Source organism: Microbulbifer thermotolerans (assembly GCF_900112305.1).
Taxonomy (GTDB): Bacteria; Pseudomonadota; Gammaproteobacteria; order Pseudomonadales; family Cellvibrionaceae; genus Microbulbifer; species Microbulbifer thermotolerans.
On record NZ_FOKT01000004.1, the window covers coordinates 239,798 to 258,502 of the forward strand.

At 59.6% G+C, this 18,705-nt stretch carries 18 protein-coding genes; 10 read left to right on the plus strand and 8 right to left on the minus strand.

Annotated features, from left to right (window positions below; genetic code table 11):
- Positions 1-4: 4 nt before the first annotated feature.
- The 9 genes from panD to BM155_RS08055 all read left to right on the plus strand — a co-directional run bounded on the left by panD (position 5) and on the right by BM155_RS08055 (position 10,008).
- Entirely contained in the window at positions 5-391 is a 387-nt protein-coding gene (gene panD / locus BM155_RS08015) for an aspartate 1-decarboxylase (protein ID WP_067150530.1), read from the plus strand.
- Between the two features lie 325 nt (positions 392-716).
- Positions 717-2,654 carry an acetate--CoA ligase gene (gene acs, locus BM155_RS08020; RefSeq protein WP_067150533.1) on the plus strand — a complete coding sequence of 646 codons (1,938 nt, stop codon included), beginning with the start codon at positions 717-719 and terminating at the stop codon, positions 2,652-2,654.
- A 441-nt stretch (positions 2,655-3,095) separates the two neighbouring features.
- Complete coding sequence (locus BM155_RS08025; protein WP_067157270.1) at positions 3,096-3,509, plus strand: hypothetical protein; 414 nt, start codon at positions 3,096-3,098, stop codon at positions 3,507-3,509.
- A 178-nt stretch (positions 3,510-3,687) separates the two neighbouring features.
- On the plus strand, positions 3,688-4,065 hold the full coding sequence (locus BM155_RS08030; RefSeq protein WP_074902273.1) for a VOC family protein: 378 nt from the start codon (positions 3,688-3,690) through the stop codon (positions 4,063-4,065).
- A gap of 81 nt (positions 4,066-4,146) precedes the next feature.
- Positions 4,147-4,527, plus strand: a complete 381-nt coding sequence (locus BM155_RS08035) for a DUF6632 domain-containing protein (RefSeq protein WP_067150540.1) — start codon at positions 4,147-4,149, stop codon at positions 4,525-4,527.
- 142 nt (positions 4,528-4,669) lie between these two features.
- Positions 4,670-6,904: a catalase/peroxidase HPI gene (gene katG, locus BM155_RS08040; protein WP_074902276.1), complete on the plus strand. Its 2,235-nt coding sequence runs from the start codon at positions 4,670-4,672 to the stop codon at positions 6,902-6,904.
- Between the two features lie 138 nt (positions 6,905-7,042).
- Positions 7,043-8,029 (plus strand): serine/threonine protein kinase, encoded by a 987-nt coding sequence (locus BM155_RS08045; protein WP_074902279.1) that lies wholly within the window; start codon positions 7,043-7,045, stop codon positions 8,027-8,029.
- Positions 8,030-8,331: 302 nt separating this feature from the next.
- Positions 8,332-9,153 (plus strand): serine O-acetyltransferase, encoded by an 822-nt coding sequence (gene cysE, locus BM155_RS08050; RefSeq protein ID WP_067157273.1) that lies wholly within the window; start codon positions 8,332-8,334, stop codon positions 9,151-9,153.
- A 54-nt stretch (positions 9,154-9,207) separates the two neighbouring features.
- Positions 9,208-10,008: a GNAT family N-acetyltransferase gene (locus BM155_RS08055; protein ID WP_074902282.1), complete on the plus strand. Its 801-nt coding sequence runs from the start codon at positions 9,208-9,210 to the stop codon at positions 10,006-10,008.
- A gap of 65 nt (positions 10,009-10,073) precedes the next feature.
- Here the strand turns inward: BM155_RS08055 and epmA are convergent, their stop codons facing one another.
- The 5 genes from epmA to BM155_RS08080 form a co-directional block, all read right to left on the minus strand.
- On the minus strand, positions 10,074-11,027 hold the full coding sequence (gene epmA, locus BM155_RS08060; protein ID WP_074902285.1) for an EF-P lysine aminoacylase EpmA: 954 nt from the start codon (positions 11,025-11,027) through the stop codon (positions 10,074-10,076).
- A 105-nt stretch (positions 11,028-11,132) separates the two neighbouring features.
- A complete protein-coding gene (efp, locus tag BM155_RS08065; RefSeq protein ID WP_067150562.1) occupies positions 11,133-11,705 on the minus strand; it encodes an elongation factor P in 573 nt (190 codons plus the stop codon).
- Between the two features lie 78 nt (positions 11,706-11,783).
- On the minus strand, positions 11,784-12,395 hold the full coding sequence (locus BM155_RS08070; RefSeq protein ID WP_067150566.1) for a hypothetical protein: 612 nt from the start codon (positions 12,393-12,395) through the stop codon (positions 11,784-11,786).
- 55 nt (positions 12,396-12,450) lie between these two features.
- Positions 12,451-13,263, minus strand: a complete 813-nt coding sequence (locus tag BM155_RS08075) for an aldolase (protein WP_254773153.1) — start codon at positions 13,261-13,263, stop codon at positions 12,451-12,453.
- A 19-nt stretch (positions 13,264-13,282) separates the two neighbouring features.
- On the minus strand, positions 13,283-14,011 hold the full coding sequence (locus BM155_RS08080; RefSeq protein ID WP_074902288.1) for an iron-containing redox enzyme family protein: 729 nt from the start codon (positions 14,009-14,011) through the stop codon (positions 13,283-13,285).
- 186 nt (positions 14,012-14,197) lie between these two features.
- Here BM155_RS08080 and BM155_RS08085 point away from each other — a divergent pair, with 186 nt between their 5' ends.
- Positions 14,198-14,926: an autoinducer binding domain-containing protein gene (locus BM155_RS08085; protein WP_082817348.1), complete on the plus strand. Its 729-nt coding sequence runs from the start codon at positions 14,198-14,200 to the stop codon at positions 14,924-14,926.
- On the opposite strand, the gene BM155_RS08090 is transcribed toward BM155_RS08085, so the two are convergent.
- The 3 genes from BM155_RS08090 to BM155_RS08100 are packed head-to-tail and all read right to left on the minus strand — an operon-like array spanning position 14,923 to position 18,697.
- Positions 14,923-16,470, minus strand: coding sequence for a class I adenylate-forming enzyme family protein (locus BM155_RS08090; protein WP_197463024.1), 1,548 nt, complete (start codon positions 16,468-16,470; stop codon positions 14,923-14,925). The genes BM155_RS08085 and BM155_RS08090 overlap by 4 nt on opposite strands.
- Before the next feature lie 49 nt (positions 16,471-16,519).
- Positions 16,520-17,341, minus strand: coding sequence for a class I fructose-bisphosphate aldolase (locus tag BM155_RS08095; RefSeq protein WP_074902291.1), 822 nt, complete (start codon positions 17,339-17,341; stop codon positions 16,520-16,522).
- A gap of 33 nt (positions 17,342-17,374) precedes the next feature.
- Positions 17,375-18,697 carry an ABC transporter permease gene (locus tag BM155_RS08100; RefSeq protein ID WP_074902294.1) on the minus strand — a complete coding sequence of 441 codons (1,323 nt, stop codon included), beginning with the start codon at positions 18,695-18,697 and terminating at the stop codon, positions 17,375-17,377.
- Positions 18,698-18,705: the final 8 nt, after the last annotated feature.

Sequence of the window (18,705 nt, forward strand, 5' to 3'; positions counted from 1 at the left end):
AGTTATGCAAATTGAAATGCTGAAGTGCAAACTGCATATGGCTGCGGTAACTCAGGCCGAACTTTGGTACGACGGCTCCTGCGCAATAGACGAAGAATTGGTGGAGCTGGCCGGGCTGCGCGAATTCGAGAAAATCGATATTTACAACGTGACCAATGGCGAGCGCTTTCATACTTATGTCATTCTGGCCGAGCGTGGTTCCGGCATTATCTCCATGAACGGCGCCGCCGCGCGCCAGGTCCAGGTGGGGGATCGCGTGATTATTGCCGCCTATACGAGCATGACCGAGCAGGAGGCCGAGGCTTTCAAGCCGAAGCTGGTTTACCTGGACGAAAAGAACCGTGTAGAGCGCAGCGCCAATACCATCCCCGTACAGCGCGCTGAAGCGTAAGGCGCGCTGCTGGCCATACACTGGGGCAGAATCCGCCTCCTTGTGCTGTATGGATAATCGCCCTCCGCAAATGCCGGTCGCGGGCCGGATTGGCTGCGAAACCTCTGCCGCCGCCCGCCCGTAAACCGGTATTGTCACTTATTTCTCTCTTTGCCATGGAAGCCGGTGTCTGCCGGTCTATGCTGACAGGCCTACAATCGTCATTGCACACTGGGTAAAAGTGAGCGTTTGACAGCGTTGTCACCACCTGAGTGGCAATGTTATAAACGGGCGCAAGCCGCCGCTAAACTGGCCGGTGCCGATAATTCTAATAAGGGAGAAAACCATGTCAGAAGTACACACCCGTCCCGTCCCCGCAGACTTCGCCGCCAAGGCGCACATCAATGCGGATGATTACCGGAAAATGTACCGCAAATCGGTGGAGGATCCGGATGCCTTTTGGGCCCAACAGGCCAAGGATTTCCTGAAATGGGAAAAGCCTTTTACCCGGGTGGTGGAAGAGGATCTCGCACGCGGTTTTGCCGCCTGGTTTGCCGATGGCGAATTGAATGTGACGGTGAACTGTATAGACAGACACTTGCCCGCCCGCGCAGAGCAGACGGCGATCATTTGGGAGGGAGACGATCCGGCGGAGAGCGATGAGATCACCTATCGCCAGCTGCATGAAAACGTCTGTCGGCTGGCCAACCTTTTGAAGGCGCGCGGTGTTGAGAAAGGCGACCGCGTCTGTATATACATGCCCATGATCCCCGAGGCCGCTTACGCGATGCTCGCCTGTGCGCGCATCGGCGCCATTCACTCGGTGGTCTTTGGCGGTTTTTCGCCTGAGTCGCTGAAGGACCGCATTCTCGACTCTGACTGCCGTCTGGTGATCACTGCTGACGAAGGGGTACGCGGCGGCAAAAAGGTGCCGCTGAAAGCCAATGTCGATAAGGCTCTGGCCAGCTGTCCCGACGTACACACAGTTATCGTTGTCAAGCGCACGGGTGCCAATATCGACTGGAGCAGCAAGCGGGATATCTGGTACACGGAATCCGTCGCCGAGATGGACACGGTCTGTGCGCCGGAGCCGATGAACGCAGAGGACCCGCTGTTTATCCTCTATACCTCCGGCTCCACCGGAAAACCCAAGGGTGTTATGCACACCTCGGCCGGCTATCTGTTGATGGCGACAATGACCTTTAAGTACACCTTCGACTACAAGGAGGGCGAGGTCTTCTGGTGTACCGCCGACGTGGGCTGGATTACCGGACACAGCTATATCGTCTACGGCCCGCTTTGTGCCGGTGCCGTTACCCTGATGTTCGAGGGGGTGCCCACCTACCCGGATGCTTCCCGTTGCTGGCAGGTAGTCGATAAGCACAAGGTCAATATTTTCTATACAGCGCCGACCGCGATTCGCGCACTGATGGGCGCCGGAGACACCTATGTCACCAAAACCGACCGCGGTTCTCTGAGGCTGTTGGGCACAGTTGGCGAGCCGATCAATCCGGAAGCTTGGGAGTGGTACTACAAGGTGGTTGGTGAAGAGCGCTGCCCGATCGTCGATACTTGGTGGCAGACAGAAACCGGTGCCCATCTGATCACGCCTCTGCCCGGCGCCATGGCGCTGAAACCGGGTTCCGCGGCACAGCCGTTTTTCGGTGTGCAGCCAGCGCTGCTGGATGACAAGGGCAGGGAAATCGAAGGGGAGGGGGAAGGCACACTGGTGATGAAAACCAGTTGGCCGTCCATGATCCGCAGCGTATACGGCGATCACCAGCGCATGATCGACACCTACTTCTCCGCTTACCCTGGATACTACCTCACCGGAGACGGTGCCCGCCGCGATGCCGACGGTTACTACTGGATCACTGGCCGTATCGACGACGTGTTGAATGTCTCCGGCCACCGCCTCGGCACCGCTGAAATCGAAAGTGCCATCGTACTGCACGACGACACTGCCGAGGCAGCAGTGGTGGGTTATCCGCACGATATCAAAGGGCAGGGCGTTTACGCCTATGTGACTTTAAAGGCCGGCTGCGAACCGAGCGAAGCCCTGCGTCGGGAGCTGGTGGATCTCTGTGCGCGGGAGATTGGGCCCATCGCCAAACCGGATATTATCCAGTGGGCACCCGCCCTGCCGAAGACCCGCTCCGGAAAAATCATGCGCCGAATTTTGCGCAAGATCGCCTGCGATGAGCTGGACAATCTCGGCGATACTTCCACCCTGGCGGACCCCTCGGTAGTGGAACAGTTGATCGCGCACAGGGTAAATCGCTGATTACAGCAGAAAAGTCCTTCTGACACATTCGCGCGAGCTTTGCGCGCGGATGGGGGAGGGGAATCAGGGATTCCCTAAGGAACCTCTGATTTATTCGCGAGAACACTATGATAGCTTCTGGGGCGCTCAGGCAATAGGGCCGACATTTCGAAAACGCACGAGTACTTCCCTGTAGCTCCGACGGATACATCCCTGTATCCGACGGTTTCGAAATGTCGGCCCTATCACCTGAGCTTCACATCCACCCGCGAAGAGCCTCTGCCACCAGAAAGTGATTTAATCAGAGGTTCCCTAAGAAATTTTTACTCTGTATCTGACCGTGGTACTCGCAGTCCTTTGAGCTTAAATACAGTGCCCCAGAACGCGGTACTGCATTTAAGCCTGAGTGGACCCAGGTAGAGAATTACCTATCGAAAATCACTACACAATAGGGAGGTGTTTTTGGACGAGCAGCAGTATCTTTGTGAGCACTACCGCTTCAACGCAGAGCAGAGACTGAAGGGCTTTAACTTTTTCGTCATTCTTTCGATGTTTGCCGAAGGTGGCATTTTTACCGCGGTGGAAAAAAGCTTCCACCCGCTGAGTCTGGCGCTTTTGGGGGGCTTTGTCGTGATTTTGTCCGTAGTCTTCTGGTTGGTGGACGCGCGCAGCCGCGAGCTGCTCAACCTCGCTGTGCCGGCTCTGAAACGGCTGGAGCAGGAGCTGCCGGAGACGAGCCGGATTTTTTCCCGTGACAGTGTCAAAAAGGGCGTTTTTATTCGTTACACCTTTGCGATTCGAGCGCTGTTGATTGGTCAGTTCCTATTTGGCGCCGGCGTGGCCTGTTACGGGCTCTATCACTGGAAGTTTGGCTAAAGCGCGTTGGGCCCAGAAGCTGATTACAGTGTCCACTAGAATGAATCAGTGGTGCCCTGGCAATGCGGTAAAAATTGCAAGAAAGACGGTATCGACAGCCCCTAACAGGGAGGGAACAGGGATTTCTCAGACTCTGGTTAGGGGCCTTCAGGAGATGTGTGATAAGGAGGTTAACGCCATGTTGGACCACATTGGTATCTATGTACACAGTTACGAGCGCAGCAAAGCGTTTTACCGCCTTGCACTGGCGCCACTCGGCTACGAACTGATACTCGAATATGCCGGCTGGGGCGGTTTCGGTTGGGCCGATAAGCCCGTTTTCTGGATTAAAGGCGGTAAGAGCACTGCGCCAGGCTTACAGATCGCCTTCCGCGCGGAAGACAGGGAGACGGTGCGTGAATTTCATCGGGTCGCGTTGGAGGCCGGTGGCAAAGATAAGGGTGCGCCGGGACTACGCGAAGAGTATCACCCCGATTATTACGCCGCCTATGTACTGGATCCGGACGGACATAATGTTGAGGTGGTCTGCCATACTCCCGGGGACTTGGAAGTATAGCCGCAGCGGAGCCGCGCGAGGCTACGGGTAAATTGCCTCCGGTGCCCATTTGTCGTTGCCCCTCAAAAGAAAGGAATCATCATGGATGCGTTTAGCAGGGAGCGCTATCTGAAAATCGCTCTGGTTGTTATTGGAATCTTATTCATATTTGCCATCTATCCGATGATGATGTGGATTTGGCCCTCCGGCTGGGGGTGGACACCGCGGCAGCCGGAATACGAGCAGATGATCGCCGGCATCTATGCGACCTTGGGTGTTTTCCTGATTCGCGCGGCAAAAGACCCCGGCGCTAATGCCAGCCTGATCTGGTTTACCATATGGTCCAGCCTGATTCACGGCGGGATTATGCTGATGCAGGCTCTGGCGGACAAATCGGAACGGGCCAATTTGCTAGGCGATGTGCCCGCGCTGTTTCTGATTGCCGGACTACTCTGGTATCTGATGCCGAAGCGGCGCGGTTGATGATAGTCTCCTTGCAGAAATCTATTAACCCGATTTCTTTTTTTTATTGCCGGGCGGAGTATTGGGCTCCGCTATTAACGCGATAATTACGTCTAATTTCCCTGCCATTACGCGCCCTTATAGGATTTTTCGCTCAGCGGAAATGAATAAGGAGCGCAACACAATGCTAAAAAAATGTTTTCCATTAGCGGTCTTTTTGACCGCGGTCACATCGGCAGGTGTCAACGCCCAGGATGCGCCCATGTCCAATAAGGACTGGTGGCCAAGCAGCATTGACCTTCAGCCCTTGCGTTTACATGCCGAGAAGTCCAATCCGATGGATGAAGGCTTCGACTACGCTAAGGCATTCGAAAGCCTCGATTTGGATGCAGTAAAAAAAGATATTCAAGAAGTACTGACGACTTCACAGGATTGGTGGCCTGCTGATTACGGTAACTATGGCCCCTTCTTTATTCGTATGGCCTGGCACAGTGCCGGTACCTACCGTGTCTACGACGGACGCGGTGGTGCCGATGGCGGGCAGCAGCGCTTCGAACCGCTGAACAGCTGGCCCGACAATGTGAGCCTGGATAAAGCGCGCCGTCTGCTGTGGCCGGTGAAGCAGAAATACGGCAACAGCATTTCCTGGGGGGATTTGATGGTCCTGGCGGGCAACGTTGCCTTGGAATCCATGGGCTTTGAAACCTTCGGTTACGCCGGTGGCCGCGAAGACCAATGGGAAGCCGATGTTGTTTACTGGGGTTCCGAACGCGAGTGGCTCGCCAATGACAAGCGTTACGAGGGCGAAAAACTCGAGAAGCCGCTGGCGGCCTCCCACATGGGGTTGATCTACGTCAATCCTGAAGGGCCCAACGGCGTCCCCGACCCGCTCGCCTCTGCAGAGCGGATTCGCGACACATTTGGCCGTATGGCCATGAACGACGAGGAGACCGTGGCCTTGATTGCCGGTGGGCATACCTTCGGTAAGGCACATGGTGCGCACAAAATGGACGAGTGTGTGGGTGACGCCCCGGCGGGTGCTGCGCTGGAAGAACAAGGCTTGGGATGGCGCAACAAATGTGGCAAAGGTCACTCGGAAGACACCATCACCAGTGGTCTTGAAGGCGCCTGGACTGCCACGCCCACTCGGTGGAGTAGTCAGTATTTATCCAATCTTTTTGCCTTCGAATGGGTGCAGACCAGGAGCCCGGGTGGCGCCATCCAGTGGGTGCCGAAAAACGCCGATAAACTCAAATTTGTGCCCGATGCGCATATCGAAGGTAAGACCCATGCCCCGATAATGTTTACAACCGACTTGGCGCTGAAGTTCGATCCGAAATACCGCGAAATCGCCAAGCGATTTGTGGAAAACCCCAAGGAGTTCCAGCTCGCCTTCGCCAAGGCTTGGTTTAAGTTGACCCACCGGGATCTGGGGCCCCGTGCGCGTTACCTGGGTAGCGAAGTGCCCGACGAAGAGTTGATCTGGCAAGATCCGATTCCGCCGGTGGATTACACCTTGATCAATGCCAAGGATATTAAAAAGCTGAAAGCGGAGATTCTTGATAGTGGTTTAACGGTACCTCAGCTGGTTAGAACCGCATGGGCTTCTGCAGCAAGCTTTCGTGGAACGGACCATCGCGGAGGCGCCAATGGTGCGCGCATCCGACTGGCGCCGCAGAAAGATTGGGCGGTGAATAACCCCAAAGAACTGAAAAAAGTTCTGGCACGCCTGGAGCGCATTCAAAAGGACTTCAACCGCAAGGCTTCAGGCAACAAAAAAGTGTCTCTGGCGGATCTGATTGTGCTCGGTGGTGCGGCGGCGATCGAACAAGCTGCGCATAAAGCGGGTTACGATATTGAGGTTCCGTTCACGCCAGGCCGCAACGACGCCACTCAGGAACAAACTGATGTGCAGTCCTTCTCCTTCATGGAGCGCAAGGCTGATGGCTTCCGCAATTACTACAGTGAGGAAGCAATCTGGTCACCGGTACGGATGTTGATCGACAGTGCGGACCTGCTGACGCTGAGTGTGCCGGAAATGACTGTTCTGGTCGGCGGCATGCGGACTCTGGGCGCTAACTACGGTGACTCCAAAAACGGTGTTTTTACCGACCGCCCGGGCACTCTGACCAACGACTTTTTCGTCAACCTGCTGGATATGTCCACCAAGTGGTCCAAATCCTCCGAGGAAAAAGGGTTGTACGAAGGACGCGATCGCAAGACTGGCAAGCTGAAGTGGACCGCTACTCCGGTGGATCTGATCTTCGGTTCCAACTCTGAGCTGCGCGCCGTGGCAGAGATTTACGCGATGAATGGAAACGAAGAGAAGTTCGTCAACGACTTTGTCAAAGCCTGGACTAAGGTGATGACACTGGATCGTTACGATTTGAAAAAGTAATTCTATCCCTCACAGGATGGGGCCCCCTCCTCTGGAGGGGGTATTCTCTTATATTTTCTGTCACTGGCGGGACAGATTTGTCCCCGGCCCCCACGCCGCGTTAGCATAGCTATCCGCTGTAATGCCACGGGATAGGTTATGCCTTTGAGCCACCACCCCTTTGATGCCCTGACGCCGGATGCGGTAATCGACTGCGTCGAGAGCTGTGGACTTGTCTCCGATGCGCGCATTTTTCCCCTCAACAGCTATGAAAACCGTGTCTATCAAGTGGGGATTGAGGGCGCTGAGCCGCTGATTGCCAAGTTCTATCGCCCCGGGCGATGGAGTGATGAGCAGATACTGGAAGAGCACCGTTTCGCGCAGGAGTTGGCCGAGGCGGAGATCCCTGTGGTGGCCCCCTTGGCATTTGACGGTCACACGCTGATGGAAGCGCAGGGTTTCCGTTTTGCGCTTTTCCCTCGCCGTGGCGGGCGCCAGCTGGAGCTGGACAACTTTGAACACCTGGAACAAGTGGGCACTATGCTCGGCCGCATCCATGCGATTGGCCGCTCCAAGCCCTTCCAGTTCAGGCCAGCGCTGACGCTGCAGCATTTCGCAATTGACAGCCGCGAGTTTATCCTCAGCGGCGATTTCCTGCCGCGGGAAAATCGCGATGCCTATGCATCGATCACCGCCCATCTTATCGATCAGGTAGCGCCGCTATTCGAGCGTGACTGGCAGGTACTGCGTCTGCACGGCGACTGCCACAGCGGCAATTTTCTCTGGCGAGACGATACCCCCTGGTTTGTAGACCTGGATGACTGCCTTAGCGGTCCCGCGATCCAAGATATTTGGATGCTGATTTCCGGCAATCGCGCCGAGCAGACAGCCTATCTGGACGCGGTGATCGAGGGATATGAAACCTTCTCCCCCTTTGACCCGCAGGAGCTGCAATTGATAGAGCCACTGCGCTGCCTGCGGCAGATGCACCACGCCGCCTGGCTGGCGCGCCGCTGGCAAGACCCGGCTTTCCCTCAGTCCTTCCCCTGGTTCAATACACCGCGCTATTGGGCCGAGCATATATTGGCACTGCGCGAACAGCAGTCGGCGTTACAGGAACCGCCTCTGACACTGGGTACCGTATAAACGCCGCAGCGCCGCTTTGGGGAACTCTGAAATAACGCATCGGAAGTGCTCACTGCGTCAGTGTTACGGAACGGATAAAACTGACAGCTTCTTTTCTTGTGATCGGCGTCGGTTGGATCGCCGTTGCAGTGCCTCGCTGTTACAATTCGGGCTTTCCGCGTAGGGATGTCGAGGCAAAAGTGCGCCGCATAAGGCCGCCGCTGCCAGTGGAATAGTGCCAGGCAACGGAGTGCGAGGGGGTGGTTTGAGTCGGCGGTGGTGCCGGCGGGCCCGGTTCGTGACTTGATATGGAGTCTGTACAGATGGAAGCGATTCAATCGACGAACAAGGCGGATGCGCTCTGGCAGCAAATCCGCGCCGATGTGGGCCGGCAGGTGGAGCAGGAGCCGATGCTGGCGAGTTTTCTGCACGCCACCATCCTTAACCACAGTACTTTGGAATCCGCGCTCAGCTTCCATCTGGCAAACAAACTCGACAACGCGGTGGCGCCGGCGCTGTTGATTCGCGAAGTGATCGACGAGGCTCTGGCCGCGGATGCCTCCATCGGGCGCGCCGCCCGGGAGGATCTTGTCGCTGTCCACCAGCGCGATTCCGCCTGTAACTCACTCTACGAACCCTTTCTTTACTTCAAAGGCTTTCACGCTCTTCAGGCCTACCGCGTGGCCCACTGGCTCTGGCAGCAGCAGCGTCGCTCTCTGGCGCTGTTCCTGCAGCATCGCATTTCTGTAGTCTTCGGCGTTGATATTCACCCTGCGGCCAAGCTCGGTGAAGGTATCCTGCTGGACCACGCCACCGGCATTGTGATCGGTGAGACGGCGGTGGTGGAGGACAAGGTATCGATCATGCAGTCGGTGACCCTCGGTGGCACGGGCAAGGAAAGCGGCGACCGTCACCCGAAAGTGCGGCGTGGTGTGCTGATTGGCGCCGGCAGCAAAGTGCTCGGCAATATCGAAATCGGCGAGTGTGCACAGATCGCCTCCGGCAGTGTGGTGCTCAAACCGGTGCCGGCGCACAAGTTGGTGGCCGGCGTGCCGGCGCGGGTGATCTGCAGGGCCAGCTGCGATCAGCCGGCGCTGTCGATGGATCAGTGTGCCCTGAGTCTGGTCGACAAGCAGTTGCCCTGAACCCGGCATTTTTCCGCCACTCCGGTTACTCTGCCAGCCGCTATTCTTACAGGCATGAAATACAGTCTCAGCGCCAAGAATCTCGTCTGCCGCAATCTGGAGGCCCGCGCCAGTTATTGTGCTGGTCTGCTGAACCCGGACCACAGTAAAGAAATCACCGGTGTGCTGCGAGCGGACAGCGGTCTGCTGTCACACACATTCAACCAGGCGGTAACGAACGCGGTGATGCCGACGCGCATACTGCAGCGCTTTGTCGTCGACTATTTCTCAGAGCGGCACAGTCCCTTCACACTGTGGCACTGTGCGAGCAAGCCTCTCGACGACACGGAATTGTCTGCGCTGGGACTGAAGCGCCAGGAGTCGCGGGTGGCAATGGCGGTTGAGGTGAAAAGGCTGGCGCTGGACAGGGAAACGCCGCCGGAGCTGCGTGGCAAGCTGGAAATTGCCCCGGTTGCCGCCGAGGAGCTGGATCGTTACGGGGATATTCAGGCCGCCTTTTACAGTGGTGTCCGCGAAGGGCTGCAAATCAAGAAGTTCTACCAAGAGTTAAAGGAAACGGCAGAGCAGAAGCGCAGCCGGCTGAAGTTTTTCTTCGCCAAACTCGAAGGTGAGGAGGTCGCCGCGGGCTGTTTGTTCGCTTCTACCGACGCTCTGGGTTTCTACGATCTGACCACCCGGGAAGAATACCGCGGGCGCGGCATCGGCAGGGCCCTGTTTCATCACTTGGTGGGACAGGTTCTGAGTAGTCACCACAAATTTGCCGTGGCACTGGTGCCGGTGGAGCGACAGGAGCTGCTGCTGGAAACCGGTTTTTTCGCCGTCGGAGAAGTCGCCCAGTACCGCTACGAAGCCTAGGGCGCCCCGGAACCAACGACCGCGCTCAGGCGAATGAATCAGCGGCTCCCCGGACCCACTTGCGCTCAAGCCCGCTCGATGGGGAAGGCGATAACCTGATCGATCGATGAGTAACCTCCGGCCAGCATCAGCAGCCGGTCTACCCCGAGTGCCACCCCGGCACACTCCGGCATACCCGACTGCAGTGCTTCCACCAGCCGCTCTTCGAACGGATAGACGTGCAGCTTGTGTGCGCCGCGGTAGCGGTGGTCCGCCTGAAAGCGGCGCAGCTGCTCCGCGGGGTCTGTCAGTTCCCAATAGCCGTTGGCCAGCTCCAGGCCGTTCACATAGGCTTCAAAGCGCCGTGCCACCGGTGTGCCGGTCGCGTCCTCGGCCACCTTGGCCAGTGCCGCCTGGCTCGCGGGAAAGTCGTACAGCAGCGTAATGCCACCGCCCATGGCCGGTTCCAGGCGGTGGCTCATCAAGAGGTCCAGGCATTCGTCGCGGTCCGAGGGAGCAAACGACAGCTCGATTTCCCGCGCCACGCATGCGCACAGGTCCGCTTCACTGGCGGTGTGGGGGTCCAGCTGTAATTCGCGCAGGAACAGTTCCCGGTAGCTCAGCGACTGCACCACTTGGATGTCCAGTACCAGGCTGAGCAACTCGCCTACCTCGCCCATGAGCTTCCGGTCGTCCCAGCCGCAGCGGTACCACTCTAGCATGGTGAACTCCGGATTGTGCCTGCCCCCGGCCTCACCCTCGCGGAACGCCTTGCCCAGGTAATAGCAGTCGCCCAGCCCGGCGGCCAGCAGGCGCTTGAGGCCAAATTCCGGACTGGTGGCGAGATAGGCGGGATCGCCGTTACAAAGGGCGGTGATGGAATCGATATGGGGGTCGCTGGTGGCGCGGCGGGAAAGGATCGGCACCTCTACTTCCAGCACCTGGCGCCGGGCAAAGAATTGGCGGATATCCGCCAGCAGAGCGGCGCGCTGGCGCAGGGCCGCAAGGGAAGCGGTGGGCTGCCAGGTGTTATCCGTCATTGATCGGAACCCCATACGGGAACGGCCCGCGCCGCGATCGGTTTCCCCGAGCTCCGGGAAGCGCGATCGCGGCGCGGGCCGCCCCTGTCGTCAGATAAGAGAAAATCAGTCTTCCTTCGCCCGGCCCAGATATTCGCCGGTACGGGTATCCACCTTGATGGCGTCACCGATTTCCAGGAACAGCGGTACCTTCACCACGGCGCCGGTGGAGAGGGTGGCCGGCTTGGTGCCGCCCTGGGCGGTGTCGCCGCGCAGTCCGGGGTCTGTGTCGGTGATTTCGAGCACCACGTGATTGGGGGGCGTCACCGCCAGGGGGGCGCCGTTGTAGAGCGTCACGGTGCAGACATCCTGTTCTTTCAGCCATTTAGCGGCGTCGCCCACCGCGTCGGTGGAAGCCTGGTGCTGTTCGAAGGTATCCGGCTCCATGAAGTGGTAGAACTCACCGTCGTTGTACAGGTACTCCATCTCCCGGTCCATCACGTCAGCGGCCTCCAGGCTCTCGCCGGAGCGGAAGGTGCGCTCCCAGACACGGCCGGTTTTCAGGTTGCGCAGCTTGACGCGGTTAAATGCCTGGCCCTTGCCGGGTTTGACGAATTCGTTTTCCAGAATGGAGCAGGGGTCCCCGTCGAGCATCACCTTGAGGCCGCCCTTGAACTCGTTGGTGGAGTAACTAGCCATAAAAATGAAAATCCCAGTGAACGTCGTTGATAGCGGCGGATTATACAGGAGCTGCGCGGCCTAAACGAACCGCGTGCCTCAGCAGTCGCCGAGGCAGTATTCCGCCGGTATCTCTACCGGGTAGAAGGCGCCACTGAAAGTGGCGACGACAGTGACCGCCAGCAGCAGGCCCAACACCATGGCACCCGCGGCGGCTCTGTCGAGGACCCGCGGGGTAAAACGGCGCCGCAACAGCCAGCGCAGCGCGCAGGCCAGGTGGGTGAAATAGGCCACCACCGCAAGGGTATAGTAGGGCATGAAAAAGGCGGGATAAGCGCCGGGCTGCAGGCCTGCCGCGGCGAAAAAGAAGTTGGTGTCCACGCCTTGAACCGTACGCCCGTAGAGTATCGCACCGATGTGGAAGAGGAAAAAGAAGGCCAGGTAGGCGCCGGAGACGGCCTGGGCGCGGTCGAAGAAACCGCGTCGTTGGCCGATGCGGCGGATGATAAATGTCATTCCGGAGCCAACCTGGAAGAGCACGCAAGCCAGCAACAACGGCTCTACCAGAGCGTTCCGGTAGATGTTGCGGTAGCTGTCCATAAAGGCGATATGTTCCTCCACGCCACCTAGTGCGAGCAAGTGATTGGCCAGATGAACGAGGATGTAAAGGCTGATCAACAGTGCCGAAGCACGGTGTAACTTGTGCAGCATTGATCCGACTCCAAATTTCCAGAATCCGCGCCGCCGCGGCGTTTTTACACAATGGTCAGGTCAGGGGGTGAATCTCGTCCGGCCCGATGGCCCGCAGGGCGCGCCGGGCGTAATAGGCAAAGGTCGCCCCGGTACGCTTTTCGTGCAGCACCCAGTCATGGGCCTCGCGGGCAAGCTGTGGGTCTATATCCCGCACCCGGCCCGCCGACTCGGCTAGCAACTGAAGGCGCGCCGCTCGCTCGCACTGGATTGCCAGCACACAGGCCTCTTCCACCGAGCGGCAGGCCAGTACCAGGCCGTGGTGCGCCAGCAGCGCCGCGCGTTTGTCGCCGAGTGCCGAGGCGATGATCTCGCCCTCGCTATTGCCCACCGGAACGCCGGGCCACTCAGCCAGGAATGCCACCTCACCGTAGAGTGGGCAGGTGTCCATATGGGCAATTTCCAAGGGCCTGCCCAGCATCGACAGCGCAGAAATGTGCAGTGGGTGGGTGTGCACTATGCACTGCACATCCGGCCGTGCGCGGTAGATCCAAGAGTGGAAGCGGTTGGCGGGATTGGCCATTCCCTCTCCGGAGAGCACTTCCAAGTCTTCGTCAACTATTAGCAGGTTGGAGGCGGTGATCTCGTCAAAGCCCAGGCCAAGGCGCTGTGTGTAATAGGCTTCCGGTACCTCGGCGCGGGCGGTGATTTGACCGGCGAGGCCGGAGTCGTGCCCCTGGGAAAACAGAATGCGGCAGGTAAGCGCGACTTTTTCCCGCAGGGACCAGTCGGGGATATCGAGGTGTCTGTGCATCGCATCCTGGGCGCGCCGTACCAGCTCGCATTTGTTCAAGGACAGGGTTTCGCCTGTGATCTTTTCTGCGCTCACTGTGAACTCCTCTGATATATCAGGCCGGAATGGCTTCGGGCGCCGTGTCAGCGTGCGTGGCCTGGGGCTGCGACCCGCGGCAGGCGGCCTCTATGGAGTCGAAGAAGCGCAGGCGGGCCTCCACCAGGTCGCTGCCGGCAGCGAGCATGATGCCGAGTTGGCCGGGATCGGCGGCCGCGATATCCACCATTATGTCGCGGATGGTTTCCGCGTGGCCGTCGTCGCACTCTATGTGCAACAGGAAAAACTCGATGTCCCCGTCTGCGGCACCGCGGGCGCGGAAGCCGGCGACTATGTCGCCGTAGATTGCCGGAACCAGCGCCTCTGCTCCTAGACAAAGGGCACCCAGGCCGGCACTGGGCCTCGTGTCACGGCAGTGGCGGAACATGGTGTCGATCAGCTGGCTGGTACCGGGCAGTAGTTCGGCACTCTCCAGACTCACTTCAAAGCGGTCGAGCATAGAGCGGTAAACCTCATGGTGAGGTTGGGGACTGTCCGGCTCCAGGCCAAGTTCTTCAAACAGGTTCTCTGCCAGGGCCAGCACTTCCCTGTTACTGGGCAGGTTGGCCATCATGGCGCAGAGGTAACGGGTGAAGTAGGCGCTGTAGAGGCCCTGCTGGGCAAGGAATACTTTCAATTCATCCAACTGGATTGCGCCTTCCCGGCAACGCTGCAGAAATGGGTGTGAGCGCAGGCGTCCGATTAAGGCGCCCTTGCCGGCTTCGAGCAGTTTAAGTTGCATATCCATTGGGTGTTCTCTCCTTGTCACTTACGGTTCGTATATGTCGGGTTTGCCAAAGACAGCACAGGGACCGGACGGGGTTAATGGAAACTTTTTCTCTTCTTTGTCATTAAACTGCGTTACTATTGGGTGGTTTTCTGCAGGAACGCAGAATAATCCTTTGATTTTCCTCGTTTTATTGGGAGAAAAGATTTGTGCCCGCAAAAGGAAGTGATTCGGGCCCTGCCCGACCTCTTGGCTGCGCAGACCGTCGAACAAGTCAAAGACCGCATCCGCGGCTCCGTCCGTGCCATCGGTTTCGACTTTTTTTTGATTGGCATCGAAAAGCCCACAGCCTCCGGTGGCGCGCCATACAGCGTGCAGACCAATTACCCGCGAGAGTGCGTCGAGCGCTACAGCCGGCTGCGCTGGGTTGGACGTGATCCCGTGGTTCGCCACTGCCGGCAGTCGCCGGTACCGATGATTTGGCATAGGGAGCACTTTCCCGGCGAGGCCCGCGAGCTGTACGAGGAGTCCGCGGCTCACGGAATCGCCACTGGCGTGGCCACAGCGTTGCGCAGCGCCGGGCACAGCCGGGCGATGATGATTTCTGTGGCCAATGGAGCCCCGTTCAGCAAGCGGATCGAGTCCTGGCTCACCGAGACAATGCCCACTATTCAGCTGCTGGCTTCCTACGCGTACGAGGCGATACTGCGTATTGAGGAAGCCGAAGCGGCGGCGGACGTGGGTTTGACGCCGCGAGAAGGGGAATGCCTGCACTGGGCGGCGGTGGGCAAGACCTCCTGGGAGATCTCGCGCATTCTCGGCTGCTCCGAGGCGACGGTGAATTTTCATTTTCGCAATATCATCCATAAGCTGGGGGTTTCCAATCGACCCCAGGCCGTGGCACGGGCCCTGTCCCTGGGGCTGATCCAACCCTAGCGGGCAAGCAGGGCCCCGGCCCTGGCCACTGGCCGTCCCACTAGGCTGCGCAGCTCCTGTCGCTTGATTTTGCCGCTCGGGGTGGTGGCGATATCCTCGACCAGCTCTATGCGGTCCGGGCGCAGCGCGCGCGGGTGCAGTTGCTCGCGGATGCGTTTCATCAGACTGTCGATCAGCGCCTCGGCGGAATAGCCATCGGTATCGGCGACGACAAAGGCGCGCAGCCGCGTCAGGCCCTCGGCGGTTTCCAGCGGTAGTGCCGCGGCTTTGAGCACCCGGGTATCCGCGAGCAGGAACTCTTCCAGCTCCTGCGGGCTGACCCAGTGCCCGGCTACTTTGATGCGCTCGCTGTCGCGGGACACAAAACGCACCCCGGCCCCGGTGCGGGTAAAGAGATCGCGGGTAGCGAAGGGCGTTGGCACCTCCTGCAACAGACCACTGCCCGGACTCAGGTAGCCCAGCATCAGGCATCCTTCGGAGAGCGATAACGAAAAGTCGCCGTCGCTGCCGTGTGGTGTCTCTGTGTAGTGGAAACCGCCGACCCGCTGCAGCCCATGGGGATTGTCCGGTGCGACACTGGCTGCGCTCTCGGACAGATAGGGGGCAAAGGTTTCGGTGGTGCCGATGGAATCCAACATTTGAGAATTGCTCCAGGCCTGCCAGCGTTCGCGGATTATTGGGGGCAGTCGCTCGCCAGCGGACAGAGACAGCCGCAAGGCATCCAGCCGATAGGGGCGGCAGGCGCGGGACATCAGTAAGTGGTAGAGGGTGGGGACTGCCAGAAAGACGCTGACCGATTCGCTCTCCATTACCTCGAGAAAGTCCGTGTGCTGCTGCCATTCCGGCAGTGTCACGGCGGTGGCGCCGCAGGCCAGAGGGGCGTGTAGTCCCTGCAGGCCGAAGGAGAAGAAAGGGCCGGTGCTGGCCAGCACACGGTCGTCCTCCCGAATATCCCACATGGCGCGGCTGACATTGCGCGCGAAGGCCCAGAAAGCACGGTGGCTGTGCACGCACAGCTTTGGTCGGCCAGTGGAACCGGAGGTGGCCAGAACCAATGCCGGGCGTCGGTCCAGGTCGGCGGCCAAATCACTGACTTCCCGTAGCTGGCCCTCGGCGGCACCGGCGACCACAAGTTCTTCCACTGCGGTCATGGGCTCCGCTTCCGCGGCCGGCGCTGCCGTCCGGTCCGCCAGAACCAGAGTGGGATCGAAGTCCTCCCATAGGCTGGCGTAGTGCTCCGGGGGCAGGGCCGGGTGCACGTTAAATGGCAGGTGGCCGGCGCGCATGGCGCCGAGCCAGTAGACGATATTTTCGAGCGTCGCTGCGCCGACCAGTGCAATGCGCTGCTGGCTGCGGCTGCCGGCCAGACGCACCTGCAGCTCCTGCGCCGCGGCCAGAGTGCGTTGCTGCAGTTCGCGGTATGTCAGGCTGCGTCGGCCGCAGGCGTCGCGCTCCACGAGTGCGGGATGGTCGCCGCGGCCGGCGCGCACGTGGCGGTCGACCAGAAGGTCGACGCAGCCGGGACTGGGGTCGATCAAATTCACGGTGGTGTCCTTCTTTTCTGTTGTTCCTTCGCGTTTTTGAGGGGGCTGCTCACACGGCCAATTCGGTCTCCCGCTCCCGCTGTGTCGGCGGACAAGTGAAACGGATATCGGTAATCGCACCGGTGCGGAATACCTGCAGCAGGCGCTGCAGCGTGAGCGCCGGCGCGGCACGCTGGAACACGTTGCGGCCTACGCAGATGCCTTCTGCGCCGTGTCGCACTACGGCGGCTGCCAGCGCCAATAGTGCGTTTTCCTCGGCCAGGGCGCCGCCGGCAAACAGCACCGGGGTGTGGTTCTGCACCCCGTCGAGCACTTCGGGGATGCGTTCCAGTTGCGCAGGTGGCGCTACTTTGAGTGCGTCGACACCGAGCTCGACAGCTGCGCGCATAAAGTGGCGCAGGTGTTCGAGGGCGCGGTCGTCGCGCCGGGTTTTGTCGTACACCATGCTAAGTACTGGCAGCCCCCAGCTGTGAGCCTCGTCCACCACCCGACCTATCAGGCGCAGGTTGTGGGAGGCCGTTGCGGGGGAGAAATTTGTCTGCACTGAAACGGCATCCGCCCCTAGTCGGACGGCCGCTTCGACCGAGGTCACCAGCTGTTTGAGGTCCGGCTGTTCATCTATGTTGAGCGAGCCGTTCAGGTGGATCACCATGCCGCAGCCCAGGCCCCCGCCAATGCGTTCGGCGTAGCCCTTGTGCAGCACTACGCCGGTGGCGATTTCGGCACTGAGCCAGCGCTCAATTTCCTCCGGGCTGTGGATACCGGGGATGGGTCCCATGGTCAGTCCGTGGTCCAGGGGGACCACTAGGGCCTTGCCGGATTCCTGGTCTATAAAGCGTTTCCAGCGCCGTTTGCGTGCCATTTCAGTCATTGAAATTTCTCCTTTGGTGCGAAAGTGGCGGCGTTACGCGTCGGAGAGCACTGCGCGGATCGGCCGTCTCATTATCTTGTGGGTTGGAATTGCGCTGGCGATCACCGCGAGCAGTACTACTCCCATCAGCGCGGCCACATACGTGGGAAGAACCCAGGCCAGATCGATCGGTACCGCGTTGCTGGAGCCGGGCGGTGTCCACATGATCTGCGCCTCGCGTACCGTCCAGACAATAGCGGCGGTGGCGCCTATGCCCGCCAGCGCCGCGCCCAGGGCCAACCAGCTGTTTTCCAGCGCGGTTAGCGCCAACACAAAGCGGCGGGTGAAACCGAGGCTGCGCAGCGTCGCGAACTCGCGTGATCGCTGGATAAAATTCATGTGGCTGGCGTTTAGGAGGCTGGTGAAACCGATGGCGCAGGCAATGAGGGCGATAAAATTGAGGAAGCCGCCGAGCACTGCTTTGACTTGCTGGTAGAAGGCAGCGCGGTCGGACCAGAGAAAGACTGCCACATCTTCCAGGCCCGCTTCGGCCAGGGCGGTGGCGATACGTGCCCGTGCGGCGGCCTCGTCGCTGCCGTCTTTGAGCAGCAGGTGGTACTCGCTGACATCAGTGGTGTTGAGCAGCGCCTGGGCATCGCCCATGGGCATCACAACCAGGCGGTCGTTAATTTCCTTGATACCCCAGTCCATGATCCCGGTGGGCTGTGCGCGTACTGCGTTGACACGCGCCGTGCCGCGGGTGGTCGCGGTCAGCTCCAGGGCTCCGGGGGGACATTCGAGTGGCCGCGATTGGGGAGTGTCGCCGGGCTGCAATGGTGCGAACCCCACATCCGGCACATCGCAGCCGAGAATGGCTGCGAGGCCTTGGCCGAGCACCAGCGGTTGCGGGCGGGTTTCCATCCACAGTGGGGTGCCGGCGACCACATCGTATTCGTAGGCCGGCCCCTTGATCGCGCGAATTGCCTCCACGTCCTGGCCAATGCCGGCGAAGATGGTGCTCACCTTGGTGTTTGACACCATTCCGGAAATGCGCAGAACGCGCGCGTGGGTTTGCAGTTGCGGCTCTTCGTCCAGTACCGCTTCAATGCGGCGCTGAATTTCCGCGGTCAGCGGAAGCTGTCCCGCACCCTCGACCCTGCGGGCGAGTTCGGAAGCGGGGCGCTCAATCACCAAGTGACCGCGGGCGCCCCAGCGCATGAAAGCGTCGCGGATCAGTTCTACGTTGGATTGCGTATAGCCGGACAGCAGGCACAAGGCGAGCACGGAAACCGTCATCACGATAAAGGTGCCGAGGGATTTGCGCCCGTGTCGCCACAGGTTGCGCAGGGACATGGTCAGCAACAGTTTGACAGGCATATCTGTGC

Bases quoted from the DNA above. Each gene is read 5' to 3' on its own strand.
- acs (WP_067150533.1), top strand. From the start codon at position 717: ATGTCAGAAGTACACACCCGTCCCGTCCCCGCAGACTTCGCCGCCAAG.
- BM155_RS08055 (WP_074902282.1), top strand. From the start codon at position 9,208: ATGAAATACAGTCTCAGCGCCAAGAATCTCGTCTGCCGCAATCTGGAG.
- BM155_RS08095 (WP_074902291.1), bottom strand. From the start codon at position 17,341: ATGACTGAAATGGCACGCAAACGGCGCTGGAAACGCTTTATAGACCAG.
- BM155_RS08080 (WP_074902288.1), bottom strand. From the start codon at position 14,011: ATGGATATGCAACTTAAACTGCTCGAAGCCGGCAAGGGCGCCTTAATC.
- BM155_RS08030 (WP_074902273.1), top strand. From the start codon at position 3,688: ATGTTGGACCACATTGGTATCTATGTACACAGTTACGAGCGCAGCAAA.
- BM155_RS08035 (WP_067150540.1), top strand. From the start codon at position 4,147: ATGGATGCGTTTAGCAGGGAGCGCTATCTGAAAATCGCTCTGGTTGTT.
- epmA (WP_074902285.1), bottom strand. From the start codon at position 11,027: ATGACGGATAACACCTGGCAGCCCACCGCTTCCCTTGCGGCCCTGCGC.
- BM155_RS08100 (WP_074902294.1), bottom strand. From the start codon at position 18,697: ATGCCTGTCAAACTGTTGCTGACCATGTCCCTGCGCAACCTGTGGCGA.
- cysE (WP_067157273.1), top strand. From the start codon at position 8,332: ATGGAAGCGATTCAATCGACGAACAAGGCGGATGCGCTCTGGCAGCAA.
- efp (WP_067150562.1), bottom strand. From the start codon at position 11,705: ATGGCTAGTTACTCCACCAACGAGTTCAAGGGCGGCCTCAAGGTGATG.
- BM155_RS08070 (WP_067150566.1), bottom strand. From the start codon at position 12,395: ATGCTGCACAAGTTACACCGTGCTTCGGCACTGTTGATCAGCCTTTAC.
- katG (WP_074902276.1), top strand. From the start codon at position 4,670: ATGAATAAGGAGCGCAACACAATGCTAAAAAAATGTTTTCCATTAGCG.
- BM155_RS08045 (WP_074902279.1), top strand. From the start codon at position 7,043: ATGCCTTTGAGCCACCACCCCTTTGATGCCCTGACGCCGGATGCGGTA.
- panD (WP_067150530.1), top strand. From the start codon at position 5: ATGCAAATTGAAATGCTGAAGTGCAAACTGCATATGGCTGCGGTAACT.